This is a genomic window from Streptomyces cahuitamycinicus (assembly GCF_002891435.1).
In the GTDB taxonomy this organism is placed as follows: Bacteria; Actinomycetota; Actinomycetes; order Streptomycetales; family Streptomycetaceae; genus Streptomyces; species Streptomyces cahuitamycinicus.
Genome location: NZ_POUC01000056.1, coordinates 1 through 15,038, shown reverse-complemented (window position 1 = coordinate 15,038; position 15,038 = coordinate 1). Strand labels below are relative to the sequence as shown.

Here is a 15,038-nt window from a genome sequence, read left to right as displayed (position 1 = left end):
GTCACCTCCGCACCGCCCGCACCCGCAGGTCGTGCGGCCGGAGCGTGATGCCGACGCGGGTGGCGTCCTTGGACCCCGGGACCTGCTCGAACCGGTACCTCGTGGCCAGGGCAGCCGTGACGAGCGTCAGCTGGGCCATCGAGAAGTGATCGCTCGGGCACTTGCGGTTGCCCACGCTGAACGGGCTCATGGCGTGCTTCGGAATGTCCTTGACCCGGTCCGGAAGCCAGCGGTCGGGGTCGAAGTCAAGGTTCCGCCGGTACGACTTCGGGTCGCGCTGGATCGCGTACGGGCTGTAGATGATGTCCGCCCCGGACGGAATGCGGTATCCACCGAGTTCCGTGTCCCGTACCGCCCGGCGCGTCAGAATCCAGACGGCGGGGCTCAAACGCATGGACTCGACGACGACATTGTTGGTGTGCCTGAGTCCTCGGACGTCTGCGAATGCCACCGGCCTCCCACCGGTGACGGCCAGCACTTCGTCGCGTACCCGGTCGGCGTGTTCGGGGTGCTCCGCGAGCATATGCAACAGCCACATGATCGTGGAGGCGATGGTCTCGCTGCCGGGGGTGAGGATCGCGACGACCTGATCGTGGATCTCCTGTTCCCCGATCGGGTCTCCATTCTCGTCCGTCGCCTCCAGCAATGCCGTCAGCAAATCGTCCGGCTTTTGACCGGATGCCCGGCGCTCGGCGACGATCTCGTCGACGAGGAGATGCAAATCGGCCAGCGCCCGGTTGAATTCACGGTTGGCCGGGAGCGGCAGGTTGTAGAGCGGCCCGAGCGGGACCACCATCCGCCGGTACATCCCACGGAACACGGTGGCGAGAGCGACGCACAGCCGTTCCGCCCGCTCGTCCATGTAGTCGCCGCGCAGCAGACAGCGCGCCGCGATGCGCACGGCCACCCGGAAGGACTCCGAGGTGCAGTCGATCGTCTCGCCGGGCTTCCAGCGCTCGGTCAGCGCGTGGGCCTCCTCCTCCATGATCGGGCCGTAGGCGGGGATGGCGTCGAGCCGGAAGGCGGGCTGTATGGTGCGCCGCTGGCGCCGGTGGCGCGGGCCGTTCGCCGTGGCCACGCCCTCCTTGCCGAGCAGGCCCTCCAGGGACTCCCACAGCGGCCCGGCGATGATGAAGTCGTTGCTCAGCGCCAGGGCGCCGGTCAGGGCCGGGGCGGTGACCGCGTACACCGTCTTCGGCCCCAGCTTCAGCCGCACGACGTCGCCGTGGTCGCGCAGCCGTGACATGAACGCCAGCGGGTCGCGCGCGAGCTTCCAGCCGTGCCCGAGGACGGGGACGCCACCCCCTGCCCGGGGCGGTTCCCGCAGTTCCACGGCCGGCGGGGTTTCGGGCTTCACCGACTCGATGGTCATTTCTCACCTGCCGCTTCGTTGTCGACGTACGGGGGTGTGGACCGGTCGTCCCAGCTGTCGACCATGTAACGGCCGGACTCGTGGTGGAACCAGTACACGGAACTGAACCAGTTCCGCATATTGCTCAGGCAGGCCCGCACGGCGGAGCTCAGTTCCTTTCCGCGCACGGAGCCGTCGGCGAGGTCGTCGGCGAACCGCAATGCCTCCCGCTCGACGTCCTGGAAATCGGTGATGCATTCCTCGACACGGCGCCGGACTTCCGCGACCGCCTGTTCCAGAGTCATCCCCTCATGGGTGATGAGACTGATTCCGAGATTGTGCACCTCGTCGCCCGCTATCTCTTTCGGAAGCGAGCACAAATCGTTGTACCAGGCGGCGAATTCCTGGCTCAGCAGCGCCGCCCGCCGATATGCCGGATACTTTCGCACGGCATCGGGGAGTTCACACCCGGCGGTCGGCTCCAGCAGATCCGTCCAGATCCAGTGCGCGAAGGTGAGCCGGCGCAGCCGGAGGTATTCCTCGACGGTCGGGACGATTCCCTCGGTGCGGTTGTGGAACTCCTGATCGTACGCGTCGATCACCGCGTGGAAGTGCCGGGCGAACCGGAGGTTCCACGACTGGGGCAGGAACGCGTACAGCCGCAGCACGCTGTCCGCGAAACCGGCGACCAGTGGGTCCTCGTGGTGCAGGTGCTCCCCGGGGGAGTCGAGGGCCGAGTGCAGCCGGTCCCGCAGAAGCCGCCAGGCGCCCGGACGGCCGTGCACGATGTCGCGGTCGTGACGGTCGTCCCAGACGAAGAACCACGCGCTGTAGTCGGCGATCGCCTGCATGACCTCGTCGGAGGCGCCGAGGTAGTACCCGGCCATGAGGTCGGTGTAGCAAAGGCCGTCGGCATATTCCTCCACCTTGTCCGCCGGCATGAGCCGCTTTTCGAGCAGCCAGGCCCGGGTCTTCTCCTGGCACTTCGGCCAATACGGGTGGAGTTGCCGGGGAAACGCCGCCTCGATCACCGGGAGAGAGAGCGACGGTGGAACTGCGATCGTGACCGGTGCCGTTGTGGTGCGGTGTGACAAAGCATGCACGAACTAACCCCTCTCGAACGCCAGTTGGCGCGGGCGCCCCTCCCTTCGTGCCGGGCGTGCGCCGTTGCATACCCCGCTCATCCCATTCAGCACTACAACTGACCGTTCTGGGAACGCATTTGCTTCATTCGCTACCCCACAGTGCCGGGAACCTCCCGTTGTGTGACTGCCACCGGATCGCCAGCAGAGCAGAAGCGATCGAACGTGCGACGGACAGGCGAACGGCACAGAGGAACGGCGCCTGTTCAGGGTGATGAACCCGAACAGACGCCGTGCGCCTGGTGCGGCAGGGATCTCAGTCGTTGGCCACCACGGGGTAGCGGGGCTCGTTCTCGGCCATCTGCCGCAGCGCGTCCTTGCGCTCGCGCTTGGAGAGCCGGTCGATGTACAGGTACCCGTAGAGGTGGTCGGTCTCGTGCTGCAAACACCGTGCGAAGTATCCGGTGCCGCGCACCTTGATCGGGTTGCCCTTCTCGTCCTGCCCGGTCACCTCGGCGTAGTCGGGCCGGGCGAGCGGCGCGTACGCGGTGGGCACCGACAGGCAGCCCTCGTTGCTGTCGTCCAGGCGGCGCTTGTCGGCGGGCAGTTCGACGAGCTTGGGGTTGCAGACGACGCCGGTGTGCCGGACGCCCTCGTCGTCCGGGCAGTCGTAGACGAAGACCTTCGCGTCGACGCCGATCTGGTTGGCGGCCAGGCCCACGCCCTCGGCGGTGTGCTGGCTGGCGAACATGTCCGCGACCAGCTGCTGGAACGCGTCGCCGAAGTCGGTGACGTCCTTGCACTCCTTGTGCAGCACCGGGTTCCCGACGACCGTGATCGGCCGCGAGGTCCCCCGCTCCCGCCAGGCAGCCTCGCGCTCCTCGCAGCCCTCCGTGTCGATCACGTACCCCTCGTCATCGACGGGGAGCACGCCCGCGCGCTGCTGATCGGTGTCCTGCTGAGCCATGACGTTACGTACGCCTTCCTGAAACTGACCGGGCTGAGATGCGATACAGGGTACGCGGGTGTAACGCCCCGCCTTCAGGGGCGCGGGGAACTGGGCGACAAGCCCTCCACGCCGCCGCAGCGACAGGACGGCCTCAGCACACCTCTTCCAAATCCCGCCAGCCCCGGGAATCCGGGCTGTCGGCCACCCACCCGTCCAGCAACCCCCGGACCAGCGAAGCCGGCGCGGCCAGCCCGCACTCCCGCTCCGGCACCCACAGCTGCCCGTCCGTCCGGTGCCCCAGCGGCCCGGGGTGCCCCGGCTCGCTGTGATCGTGCGGATCGAGATGCTCTCCGTCGCCCTCGTCCGACGGCATCCGCGACTCCGAGCACATCCGGCACAGCAGCCGCACCGAGGAGGACCAGTCCTCCGCTGCGAACCCGGCGTCGCCCGCCAGCCGCTCCAGCGCGTCCCGGTCCGACTCGGTCGCCGCCTCCAGCAGCACCACCCAGGTCGGCACGGGCGACGGCGCCCACAGCTCGATCTCGTCGAACACCGGGTACGTGTGCCCGGCGGCCGTCGTCCGCTCCCCGTGCGGCACCCCGTCGTGCAGCACGACCTCGCCCCAGCGCCGCCCCGACGACGGCAGCGGAATGGACAGCACCTCGATCCGCGCGGGATCCAGCCGTCGCCCCCACACGACCTCGGCCTCCCCCTCCGGGGACAGCCGTACGGCGGCGCTGCCGAGGTCCATGCCGAGGGGCTCGCCGGAGTCGTTGGCGGCACCCGGTACCCGCAGCCCGTAGGCCTGCCAGGCGCGCCGGGCCAGGGGCCAGTCCTGGAGCGCGGTCGCGGAGATGCCGACGTTCCACCAGTCGGGCGCGCCGGTGTCCCGGTCGAGCAGCGCCACGGCCCTGAGCCCGGCCGCCCGCGCCTGCTCCCAGTCGTGCCGGAACTTGTGCAGCAGCGCGAGGTTGAACCAGGACTCGGAAAGCCAGGGCTCCAGATCGGCGGCACGTGTCAGCAGGGCGCCCGCGTCCTCGTACCGGCCGTCGCCGATGAGGGTGAACGCCCGGTCTGTGGCCTGCCGCCAGGAGGCGGAGGGCCGGTGCCGTCCCTTGCCGAAGATCCTCACGATTCCCGCCTGCCAGTTCCGTGCGGTGGGCTGGCCGTAGCTGTGTTTCGAGCCCCCGGACACCTTCTCCTTCGCATCCAACCACGTACGGCCTCAAGGGCGCTCATTACCCATGGGTTACCCAGCCACGGGCAGGGTCAGACTGCTCCTTGCCAGGACGCGGGCCAGTGATTCCACCACCTCGGGGGCGTACGTCCCGGAGGTGGCGAGCCGGAGTTCCTCCAGCGCCGTCAGCGGCCCGCCGGGCCCTCCTTCCCGGGACTTCTCCTCGTACGCGTTCACTGCCCGGACGATTCGCGCGGCGAGCGGCTGCTCGGCGTAGGGGTCGGCCTGCCGCTCCACGACGACGGCCACCGCCTCGTCGACGCCCGTCTGCCGTACGACCGCTCCGCCGAGCAGGGCGATCCGCCGCTGCTCCGCGGCGGGCAGGGCGGCGGTGGCGCCCGCCGGCACCGGGTCGACGAGGCTCAGCTGGCCGATGTCGTGCATGAGCGCGGCGTACTCCAGCACGGTCAGCTCGGCCTCGGTCAGCCCCAGGTCGCGCCCCACCGCCTGGCTGACCGCGGCGACCCGCCGGGCGTGCCCGCAGGGGGTGTATCCGGCGACCTCGGTGGCCCGGGCGAGGGAGGCGATGGTCTGCCGGTAGGTCGCCCGCACTGCGGCGTACCGGCGGAACGACATCTGGGCGAGCAGCAGCGGCACGGAGAAGACCGGCAGCGCCCACAGGCCCACGACGGCGACCGCCAGCGCCATCACCGCCCCGGTGGCGATGACGGCGGACCCGATGCCGCACACCGCCCGCAGCTCGTCCCGCAGCACCGGGCCGAAGGGCCAGCCGGTGCGGGTGTGGGCCAGGGCGGCGGCGAGCACCGCGTCGCACAGGGCGGTGAGCGACAGCAGCGCGAGCAGCAGCAGCGCGTAGGCGGGACCGCCCCAGTCGTCGAACATGCCCCGGTTGTACGGGGGCTGGAAGCACACGGCGACGAACCCGACGGTGAGCACGCGGCGCGCCAGGTGGTCGAGTGTGGGTCCCTGCCCGCGTGCGATGTGCGGGACGCTGCCGAGGAGTGAGGCGGCCAGCACCACGGCGACGACGTGGGCGGGGCCGTGGTGGGTGGCCCGTCCGCCGGCCTCGCCGAGCAGGGCGTAGGACAGGGCCGCGGCTGCCCCGAGCGGTGCCGGCTCCCGGATCTGCGCGCCGTTGCGCCGGGAGAGCTCACCGACGGTGATGAGAACGCCGAAGGCGAGGGCGACCCGGCGTTCCTCCAGGCCGTCGTAGAGGGTGACGGCGAGGGAGCCGGCGGCGAGGAGGGCGGCGCAGGCGTGGACGAGGGTGAGGAGCGGTGGCGGCCGGTACGCGCTCATCGGTGTGCTCCCGGGCGGCTGGAGAGAGGTGCGCCGGGCGGGGGCACCCGGGGCGCCTGGGGCTTCTCGTCGTCGGCGGTCACCGCGGGGTGCCACCCCGTCCGCCCGACGGCTTCGACGAGCGCCGCGACCATCACCGGGTCGAACTGGCTGCCCGCGCACCGCTCCAGCTCCGCCAGGGCCACCGCGACGGGCCGGGCCCTGCTGTAGCTCCGGGTGGAGGTCATGGCGTCGAAGGCGTCCGCGACCGCCACGACCCGAGCGGACTCCGGGATCTGACGGCCCACCAGGCCGTACGGGTAGCCGCTGCCGTCCAGCCGCTCGTGGTGGTGCAGCACGGCGGCGCGGGCCTCGCCGAGGAAACCGATGCCGCGCACCATCTCGTGCCCGTACTCCGGATGTAGCTCGATCACCCGCCGCTCCTCGGGCGTCAGCGGCCCGTCCTTCCTGAGCAGCCGGGTGGGGACGCCGAGCTTGCCCACGTCGTGCAGGATCCCGGCGAAGCGGAGCACTTCCACGCGCTCGTCGGCCATGCCCAGCTCACGCGCGATCATCATGGAGGCCTGCCCGACGCGCTCGCTGTGCCCGCGGGTGTACCCGTCCTTGATGTCGACGGCCTGGACCAGCGCCCGGATGGTCGCCTGATGGGCGGCGCGTTCCCGGTGGTACTGGGCGAACGCCCACCAGGAGACGCACATCGGCAACAGCACGAGGAGCGCGGCGACCGGCCCGTAGGGGCTGCGCCACAGGACGGCCATCATCAGTCCGGCGAGGCCGTGCACGGCGATGGGCGCGAGCGAGCGCGCCACCAGTCCCCGCCAGGCCCGCCGGACCGGCACCCTCCCCCACTGTCTGAAGGGCGCGGGCGGTGCCCCCACGCCCACGGCCAGGATCCCGCCGTCGAGCAGCGCGAGCACCAGGCAGAACGCCAGCACGGCCGCCCCGGCCGGGCCGAGGGCGTACGGGACGTCGCCCGCGGCCACCGCGTCCCGTCCGCCGAGCAGCGAGTGCACACTGGCCGCGGCCCACACCCCGAGGACGAGCTGGGCGGCCCGCCAGACGCGCCGCAGCGCCACGGGCCGCTGCCCGGCGTGCGAGAGCAGCGCACCGGGCACGGCCACCAGCGCCGCGGCGGGCGGCGGCAGCAGGAAGGCACCGGCGAGCAGGACGGGGTAGAAGGTTCCGGCGGGATGGGAGATGCCCACGAACCGGGACCGGGCGACGCGCTCACAGCCGGCGTACAGCGCGGCGAGCAGCGCGACCGCCCACCAGGGCGCGGGTACGCCCGGCAGCGGCAGCAGGCAGAGCAGCGCGGCAATGGCGGCACAGGCGATGGAGACACGTGCCCGTGCCGGTACCGCTTCCAAGAGCCCTCCCCCGGCAGTGTCCGTCAGGCCCGGAGCCTAGGACGGGGGCAGGGGGTCCGCGGGCCGATAACCCGCGGATTCGCACGTTCGAGTGACGCGTTCGAGGGCGACTACCCGTTCAGAAGTGGGGTAGTTGCAAAGAGCAGGAGTGTCAGGACTCCTGGGGCGTGGCGGGCGAGGCCGTGACGTCCTGCTCGGGGACGGCCTGGCCGGAGCGGATCAGCTCGATCCGCCCCATGACCTTGTCCCGCAGGTCGCCCGGCACGTCGTCGTGCCCGCAGCAGCGCTTGACGAGCTTCTTCACGGCCTGTTCGAGCCCGTACTTCTCGAGGCAGGGCGAGCACTCCTCGAAGTGGTGCTCGAACTTCACACAGTCCGAGTCCGGCATCTCACGGTCGAGGAACTCGTAGAGATGATCGAGGATTTCGCTGCAATCCGTCTCGTGCGGCTCTCCGCAGCTCATGACCCCGAGCCTTTCGCTTCGTTCGACTCTCCGGCACCGGCCGGGACCATCCCGCGGTCACGGGCGTAGTCCTCCAGCATGCCGCGCAGCTGACGGCGGCCCCGGTGCAGCCGGGACATCACCGTACCGATGGGTGTCCCCATGATGTCGGCGATCTCCTTGTAGGCAAACCCCTCGACGTCCGCCAGGTAGACGGCGATGCGGAACTCCTCGGGGATCGCCTGGAGCGCCCGCTTCACGTCCGAGTCGGGCAGGTGGTCGAGCGCCTGCGACTCCGCGGAGCGCAAGCCCGTCGACATGTGCGACTCGGCGCGGGCGAGCTGCCAGTCCTCGATCTCCTCGGCCGCGGAGCGCTGAGGTTCGCGCTGCTTCTTGCGGTACGAGTTGATGAAGGTGTTGGTGAGGATCCGGTACAGCCACGCCTTGAGGTTGGTGCCCTCGCGGAACTGGTGGAAGGACGCGTACGCCTTGGCGTAGGTCTCCTGCACCAGGTCCTCGGCGTCGGCCGGGTTGCGCGTCATGCGCAGCGCGGCCGAGTACATCTGGTCGAGGAACTCGAGCGCGTCCCGCTCGAAGCGCGCATTGCGCTCCGCGGCCGTCTCCGCGCCCGTGCCGCCCTGGCCTTCGGGCTGCTCCGCCTGGCCGTTTTCGGTCCCTGCGTCGGTCCCTGTGACCGGACCCACCTCCTCGAGTGTTCTCGTGAGACCGAGACCGGTCTCACCCGAATCGGAGGATAGACGACGATCCGGTCCGCCCGCCGCCCCAATAGGAGCGGTCTTGCCCGCGTGCAGCACCGTCCAGTCCAGGTCGGCGCGGCTGCTGCGGGTCGGGCAGATGGTCGAACCCATGCGGCGGACTCCCTCTCCTGTGACGTCGGTGCTGGTCTCCAGCACGTACGTCCCGCACAACAGTGACCGCCGCCCCGGCATTCCCGAAGCTTTACCCGAGTGACCCGGTCCACTCCACGACCGCGTCCGTGATGAGGGACACGGCGTCGTCCTGCGAGAGGTCCGCGCGTTTCGGCACGGCGAAGCCGTGATCCCCGTACGGGACCTCCACGAGCTCGAACGCCCCCTCGGGGAATTCCTCCGGCTTCCCGAACGGATCATTGCCGCCCTGTACGACCAGGGTGGGCACCCCGGCGCCCAGCAGCTCGTCGGCGCGGGACTTCTCCGGCTTGCCCGGCGGGTGGAGCGGGAAGCTGAGCGCGAGCACCGCGCGGGCACCCAGTTCGGTCGCCGTGCGGCAGGCCACCCGGGCTCCGGCGCTGCGCCCGCCGGAGACGACCGGCAGACCGGACCGCGCAAGGGCGGGCCAGATGCCGCGCCAGCCGACGTCCAGGGTCTTCGGCGCGGGCGCCAGCTTCTTCCCGGCCACCCGCCAGGGCTGCTCCACGCGGGCGACGGCCACGCCGTGGGCGGGCAGGGCTCCGGCCAGAGCCACCAGGTCACGGGCCTCGATGCCACCGCCCGCGCCATGGCTGACCGCCAGCACCAGCCGGGCCTTCTTCGCCCCGTGCCAGGTGATGCGGGCGGTTCCGGCGTCGGTCTCGACGGTCTCGGTGGTCGTGCCGGCCGTCGTCGTCACATGCGTCACATCAGAAGAGTGTGCCCTCTTCGGGTCCTTCCAGCTCCTTCAGCAGCTCCGGCCCGTTGTTGCGGACGTTGCTGACGGCCGTGGCGACCGGGTAGGCCCGCATCAGTCCTTCGGGCGGCGGGGCGAGCAGCTCGCGCAGGTCGTCGGCGTCCGTGCGGGAGGGGTCCAGCCAGGCGTCCCAGCGGTCGGGTGTCAGCATCAGCGGCATCCTGGGGTGGATCTCGGCCAGCGCCCGCGGTCCGTCGGCCGGGGACACCGCCAGCGGGCTCTGCTCGGCCTCCGTGGTGATCACCGAGCACGTCACCCACCAGGCCTGCGGGTGGTCGTCGGGCAGCGTCTTGTCCCGCCAGAACTCGTACAGCCCGGCCATGGCGAAGACCGACCCGTCCGCCGGTGTCACGAAGTAGGGCTGCTTGCGGGGCCGCTTCTTCTTGCCCTCGACCTCCAGCTCGCGCTCCTGGTTGCCGGTGACCCACTCGTAGTAGCCGTCGGCGGGCAGGATGCAGCGCCGGGAGGTGAAGGCACGGCGGTAGGACGGCTTCTCGTGGACGGTTTCCGCGCGGGCGTTGATCATCCGGGCCCCGCCCTCGGGGGTCTTCGACCAGGACGGGACGAGCCCCCACTTCAGCGTGCGCAGCTGCCGAACCGGCCGCGGGTCGTCTGCGTCTTTCAGGGGGCGGTCCAAAACGGCGTAGACCTCTTTGGTGGGCGCCACGTTGTAGTCAGGGGCGAGCGTCTCCTCGGGCTCCCACTTCTCGATCTCAAAGATTCCTGCGAGATCCTCTGGTCTACGACTCGCTGAATACCGTCCGCACATACGTGCCACACTGCCAGGCCCACCCGCCGCCCGACCACTACCCCTCAACGACGGCGCTGCGCGCCGCACCCATTGGATCGACCGCAGGGAGCCGACGCCGCACATGGACAGCACCGCAACCGCCTCGCTCGCCACCCTCTGGGACGAGGTGTCCGGCACGCAGCCCGACCCCGACCTGTGGGTGGTGATCGCGACCCTGGGCGCCGCGCTCGCCGTCGTGGTCCCGCCCGGCCTGTGGCGCATCTCCCGCAACGCGATCACCATCGCCCACGAGGGCGGCCACGGGATCGTGGCCCTGCTCACCGGCCGCACCCTGACGGGCATACGTCTGCACTCGGACACCAGCGGCCTGACCGTCAGCCGTGGCAAGCCGCACGGCATCGGCATGATCCTCACCGCCGCAGCGGGTTACACGGCCCCGCCCCTGCTGGGGCTCGGCGGGGCTTCCCTGCTGGGCTCCGGCCGCATCACGCTCCTGCTGTGGCTGGCCACGGCCCTGCTTCTCGTCATGCTCGTGATGATCCGCAACGCCTACGGCGCCCTGACCATGCTCGTCACCGGCGGCCTGTTCGTGCTGGTGTCCTGGCTGGCCGGCCCCCAGGTCCAGGCGGCGTTCGCGTACGCGGTGGTGTGGTTCCTGCTGATCGGCGGAGTCCGCCCGGCCTTCGAACTCCAGGCGAAGCGGGCCCGGGGCGGAGCCGGGGACTCGGACGCCGATCAGCTGTCGCGGCTGACGCACGTACCGGCGGGACTCTGGTTCTTCCTGTTCCACGCGGTGTCACTGTGCTCACTGATCGGCGGAGGACGCTGGCTGCTGGAGATGTGACGGCCCGCCCGAAGGGGCGTGGGGCCACCGCGGTGCCCCGGCCCGAAGGCGCGTGGGGCCGCCGCGGTGCCCCGGCCCGAAGGCGCGTGGGGCCACCGCGGCGCGTGGCTCCACCACGCGAGTGCGACCGGCCCCACGGCGCCGCACTCGGACGACGGCCTGCTTATAAAGTGGGGCCATGGCCCCGAACACCGCAGACACCGCCCTCTGGCCCGCCCCGCACGCGAGCGGAGCCGTCGACGCGACGGTCCACGTGCCCGGGTCCAAGTCGGTCACCAACCGCGCCCTGGTCCTCGCCTCCCTCGCCTCCGAGCCCGGCTGGCTGCGCCGCCCCCTGCGCTCCCGCGACACCCTGCTGATGGCCGGCGCGCTGCGCGCCATGGGCATCGAGATCGAGGAGGGCGTGGGACCCGACGGCACCGGCGAGGCCTGGCGTGTGCTCCCCACCGGCCTGCGCGGCCCGGCCACGGTCGACGTCGGCAACGCCGGCACGGTGATGCGGTTCCTGCCGCCGGTCGCCGCGCTCGCCGACGGCTCCGTCCGGTTCGACGGCGACCCCCGTTCCTACGAGCGTCCGCTGAACGGCGTCATCGACGCGCTGCGTCAGCTCGGCGCCCGGATCGACGACGACGGCCGCGGCGCGCTGCCCTTGACCGTGCACGGCAGTGGTGCCCTGGACGGCGGGACGGTCGCCGTCGACGCCTCCTCCTCGTCGCAGTTCGTGAGCGCCCTGCTGCTGTCCGGGCCGCGCTTCAACCAGGGGGTCGAGGTCCGCCACACCGGCGCCACGCTGCCCTCCATGCCGCACATCCGCATGACCGTCGACATGCTGCGCGCGGTCGGCGCCCAGGTGGACACGCCCGAGTCGGGCGGCGAGCCGAACGTGTGGCGGGTCTCTCCGGGCGCCCTGCTCGGCCGGGACCTGGTCATCGAGCCGGACCTGTCGAACGCCCAGCCGTTCCTGGCGGCGGCGCTGGTGACCGGCGGCAAGGTCGTCGTCCCGGACTGGCCCTCCCGCACCACACAGCCCGGTGACCGGCTGCGCGAGATCTTCACCGAGATGGGCGGCTCCTGCGAACTGACCGACCACGGGCTGGCGTTCACCGGCTCCGGCTCGGTGCACGGCATCGACGTCGACCTGGGCGAGGTCGGTGAGCTGACGCCGGGCATCGCGGCGGTCGCGGCCCTCGCGGACTCCCCGTCGACCCTGCGCGGCGTGGCCCATCTGCGGCTGCACGAGACGGACCGGCTGGCCGCGCTCACCAAGGAGATCAACGAACTCGGCGGCGACGTCACGGAGACCGCCGACGGTCTGCACATCCGCCCGCGCCGGCTGCACGGCGGGATCTTCCACACCTACGACGACCACCGCATGGCCACGGCCGGCGCGATCATCGGACTGGCGGTGGAGGGCGTGCAGATCGAGAACGTGGCGACGACGGCCAAGACCCTGCCCGACTTCCCCGACCTGTGGACCGGGATGCTCGGGGCATAGGACGCGGGGATCAGGTCATGCGCCGCTACGGCAAGCACACCGACGAGGACGACATCCGCACCCGTCCCGGCCGCCGGAACACCCGGCCCCGGACGAACATCCGCCCCAAACACGACGACGCCGCCGAGGGCCTTGTCCTCACCGTCGACCGGGGCCGCCTGACCTGCCTCGTCGAGGACCGTGTGGTCATGGCGATGAAGGCCCGCGAGCTGGGCCGGAAGGCGGCGGTGGTCGGCGACCGCGTGGCCATCGTGGGCGACCTGACGGGCAGGAAGGACTCACTGGCGAGGATCGTGCGCATCGAGGAGCGGACCTCGGTCCTGCGGCGCACGGCGGACGACGACGACCCGTTCGAGCGGGTGGTCGTCGCCAACGCCGACCAGCTGGCCGTCGTCACCGCCCTGGCCGACCCTGAGCCCCGCCCCCGGCTCATCGACCGCTGTCTGGTCGCGGCCTACGCGGGCGGCCTGGACCCGCTGCTGGTTCTGACCAAGTCGGACCTCGCCCCGCCCGACAAGCTGCTGGAGCTGTACGGCCACCTCGACATCCCCTACGTCGTGACCAGCCGCGAGGAACTGCAGAACGGAACCGCCCTGGCCCGGGTGCGCGAGCAGCTCGACGGCAAGATCACCGCGTTCGTCGGCCACTCCGGGGTCGGCAAGACGACCTTGGTCAACTCGCTGGTGCCGGAAGATCAGCGGCGTACGACCGGGCATGTGAACGCGGTGACGGGCCGCGGACGCCACACCACCACCTCGGCGCTGGCGCTGTCGCTGTCGGGCAGTGACGGCTGGGTGATCGACACGCCGGGCCTGCGGTCCTTCGGCCTGCACCACGTGGACCCGTCCCAGGTCATCCACGCCTTCCCCGACCTGGAGCCCGGCACCGAGGGCTGCCCGCGTGCGTGCAGTCACGACGAGCCGGACTGCGCGCTGGACGCCTGGGTGGCCGAGGGGCACGCGGATCCGGCGCGGCTCTACTCGCTGCGTCGGCTGCTGGCCACGCGCGAGCGCAAGGAAGGCGACTGACCTCCGCGTTGTTTGTGCCGGTGCACGGGCGGTAAGTGCATAATCGCACGCAAGCCGCATGCAAGCCCGGCCAAAGCATGAAGAGCGCGACGAACTTGGCTGAGCGGTCACTGAACGTGGGATACGGGAGGACGACTCATGGCGTGGCTGCTGGTCATCGTGGCCGGGTTGCTCGAGACCGGCTTCGCGGTGTGTCTGAAGCTGTCCCACGGCTTCACCCGGCTCTGGCCGACGGTCGCCTTCTGCGTCTTCGCCCTCGGCAGCTTCGGCCTGCTGACCCTGGCACTGAAAAAGCTCGACGTGGGCCCCGCGTACGCCGTGTGGACGGGCATCGGTGCGGCGGGGACGGCGATCTACGGCATGGTGTTCCTGGGGGACCTGGTGTCGACGCTGAAGATCGTGTCGATCAGTCTCGTCATCATCGGCGTGGTCGGTTTGCAGTTGTCGGGGTCTGCGCACTGACGTCCTGTCAGCCGGCCTGCCGCTCCAGGGCGCTGCGGACCAGGCCGGCGACGCCGCCCTCGCCGGGCGGCGCGGCCACACACGACAGGGCGAGCCGGACGGCGAGTTCGCAGGAGCGGGCCAGGTCGGCCGTGGCGGACTTGGGCGTGCCGGGGCCGGCCAGGAAGGTGACGGCCCGGTCGCGGACGACGGCGACGAAGTCGCCGGGCGAGGGCAGGGGCCCGTCGGCGCGGCGCTGGGCCGGTACGGCGGAGGTGGACGGCACGGCCGCCAGTCCCGGGGCGGGCAGCCGCTCACTCCAGCAGCCGGTGAGCATGGCGCGGACGAGAACGTTGTCCCGGGCCGCCGAGGCGGTCCACTCGGCGGTGGCGGTGAGCCGGTCGCGGGCGTCGCTGTGCTCGGTGAGAGCGCGGTCCACCCCGGCGAGATACCCGTCGGCCTCCCTCCTCACCAGCGCCCTGGCCAGACCGTCCTTGCTGCCGAACTCGTTGTACAGCGTCTGGCGGGACACTCCGGCCGCCGCGGCCACGTCCACCATCCGTACGGCGGACCACGGCCGGCGCACCAGCGCCGTGTAGGCGGCGTCCAGTAAGGATTCCCGCGCTGCAGGCATCTTCGCCTCCCTTTGGGGCGAGCGGCTCTGCGCCCAGGTTTGACGCGCACGGCAGCACTGTCAAGGGTTCGCGAGTGCGTGCGGGGGCGCGTTTCGGCCTTGTCGCGCGGTGCGTCGCCCCTGCCGCGGACTCGCCCCGGGCAGACGATCACCGCGTCCGAACTCGCCCAGCGGCTCCAGGTCAGCCCAGCGTCCGTCTCCAAGGCGGTCGCGTTCCTCGACGGCCAGGGATTCGTCCGCCGGGAGGCGGACCACGGCCGCCGCGAGCGCTACGTCGTCGACGACGACATCTGGTACCGGTCGATGCTGGCCAGCGCGAAGGCCATCGCCCAGGTCGTCGAGACCGCGCGGCAGGGCGTCGGCGTCCTCGGCCCCGGCACCCCGGCCGCCGCCCGCCTCGAGAACGTCGCCCGTTTCCTCGACTTCGTCTCCGAGAGCACCGCCCGCGCCGCGGAAGCAGGCGCGCGCCGTCCTCCACACCAAGCCCCGGAC

General features: G+C 71.4%; 15 protein-coding genes and 1 pseudogene. 5 read left to right on the top strand and 11 right to left on the bottom strand.

All coding sequences use genetic code 11. The annotated features are described in order from the left end of the window. Window position 1: 1 nt before the first annotated feature. From C1J00_RS10700 to C1J00_RS10655, 10 genes are all read right to left on the bottom strand, one after another. Window positions 2–1,372, bottom strand: a complete 1,371-nt coding sequence (locus C1J00_RS10700) for a bifunctional albaflavenone monooxygenase/terpene synthase (RefSeq protein WP_102908803.1) — start codon at window positions 1,370–1,372, stop codon at window positions 2–4. Beyond that, window positions 1,369–2,454, bottom strand: coding sequence for an epi-isozizaene synthase (gene cyc1 / locus C1J00_RS10695; protein WP_102908802.1), 1,086 nt, complete (start codon window positions 2,452–2,454; stop codon window positions 1,369–1,371). Before cyc1 ends, C1J00_RS10700 begins: the two co-directional genes overlap by 4 nt. Window positions 2,455–2,749: 295 nt before the next feature. Continuing rightward, window positions 2,750–3,400 carry a peptide deformylase gene (gene def, locus C1J00_RS10690; RefSeq protein ID WP_102908801.1) on the bottom strand — a complete coding sequence of 217 codons (651 nt, stop codon included), beginning with the start codon at window positions 3,398–3,400 and terminating at the stop codon, window positions 2,750–2,752. Between the two features lie 133 nt (window positions 3,401–3,533). After that, complete coding sequence (locus C1J00_RS10685) at window positions 3,534–4,514, bottom strand: tetratricopeptide repeat protein (RefSeq protein ID WP_102908817.1); 981 nt, start codon at window positions 4,512–4,514, stop codon at window positions 3,534–3,536. Between the two features lie 117 nt (window positions 4,515–4,631). Continuing rightward, window positions 4,632–5,879 carry an HD domain-containing protein gene (locus C1J00_RS10680; protein ID WP_180989497.1) on the bottom strand — a complete coding sequence of 416 codons (1,248 nt, stop codon included), beginning with the start codon at window positions 5,877–5,879 and terminating at the stop codon, window positions 4,632–4,634. Further along, complete coding sequence (locus tag C1J00_RS10675) at window positions 5,876–7,246, bottom strand: HD-GYP domain-containing protein (protein WP_102908799.1); 1,371 nt, start codon at window positions 7,244–7,246, stop codon at window positions 5,876–5,878. Before C1J00_RS10675 ends, C1J00_RS10680 begins: the two co-directional genes overlap by 4 nt. A gap of 151 nt (window positions 7,247–7,397) precedes the next feature. Then, window positions 7,398–7,709, bottom strand: coding sequence for a mycothiol system anti-sigma-R factor (gene rsrA / locus C1J00_RS10670; protein WP_033314427.1), 312 nt, complete (start codon window positions 7,707–7,709; stop codon window positions 7,398–7,400). After that, window positions 7,706–8,392 (bottom strand): RNA polymerase sigma factor SigR, encoded by a 687-nt coding sequence (gene sigR / locus C1J00_RS10665; protein WP_102908798.1) that lies wholly within the window; start codon window positions 8,390–8,392, stop codon window positions 7,706–7,708. Before sigR ends, rsrA begins: the two co-directional genes overlap by 4 nt. Before the next feature lie 256 nt (window positions 8,393–8,648). Continuing rightward, complete coding sequence (locus C1J00_RS10660) at window positions 8,649–9,305, bottom strand: alpha/beta hydrolase family protein (RefSeq protein WP_180989496.1); 657 nt, start codon at window positions 9,303–9,305, stop codon at window positions 8,649–8,651. Window position 9,306: 1 nt separating this feature from the next. Continuing rightward, window positions 9,307–10,122, bottom strand: coding sequence for an SOS response-associated peptidase (locus tag C1J00_RS10655; protein ID WP_102908797.1), 816 nt, complete (start codon window positions 10,120–10,122; stop codon window positions 9,307–9,309). A gap of 103 nt (window positions 10,123–10,225) precedes the next feature. Between C1J00_RS10655 and C1J00_RS10650 the strand changes: the two genes are divergently transcribed. The 4 genes from C1J00_RS10650 (at window position 10,226) to C1J00_RS10635 (ending at window position 13,933) form a co-directional block, all read left to right on the top strand. After that, window positions 10,226–10,948, top strand: coding sequence for a M50 family metallopeptidase (locus C1J00_RS10650; protein ID WP_102908796.1), 723 nt, complete (start codon window positions 10,226–10,228; stop codon window positions 10,946–10,948). Window positions 10,949–11,126: 178 nt separating this feature from the next. Continuing rightward, entirely contained in the window at window positions 11,127–12,443 is a 1,317-nt protein-coding gene (gene aroA, locus C1J00_RS10645; protein ID WP_102908795.1) for a 3-phosphoshikimate 1-carboxyvinyltransferase, read from the top strand. A gap of 17 nt (window positions 12,444–12,460) precedes the next feature. Beyond that, window positions 12,461–13,471, top strand: coding sequence for a ribosome small subunit-dependent GTPase A (gene rsgA, locus C1J00_RS10640; protein ID WP_102908794.1), 1,011 nt, complete (start codon window positions 12,461–12,463; stop codon window positions 13,469–13,471). A 138-nt stretch (window positions 13,472–13,609) separates the two neighbouring features. After that, on the top strand, window positions 13,610–13,933 hold the full coding sequence (locus tag C1J00_RS10635; protein WP_102908793.1) for a DMT family transporter: 324 nt from the start codon (window positions 13,610–13,612) through the stop codon (window positions 13,931–13,933). A gap of 7 nt (window positions 13,934–13,940) precedes the next feature. Here C1J00_RS10635 and C1J00_RS10630 read toward each other — a convergent pair whose 3' ends face one another. Then, the gene (locus tag C1J00_RS10630) at window positions 13,941–14,546 is read right to left on the bottom strand and encodes a TetR/AcrR family transcriptional regulator (RefSeq protein WP_102908792.1); all 606 of its coding nucleotides are present in this window, start codon (window positions 14,544–14,546) and stop codon (window positions 13,941–13,943) included. Window positions 14,547–14,690: 144 nt separating this feature from the next. Between C1J00_RS10630 and C1J00_RS10625 the strand changes: the two are divergent. Next, a pseudogene (locus tag C1J00_RS10625) lies at window positions 14,691–15,038 on the top strand (MarR family transcriptional regulator); the annotation flags it as partial.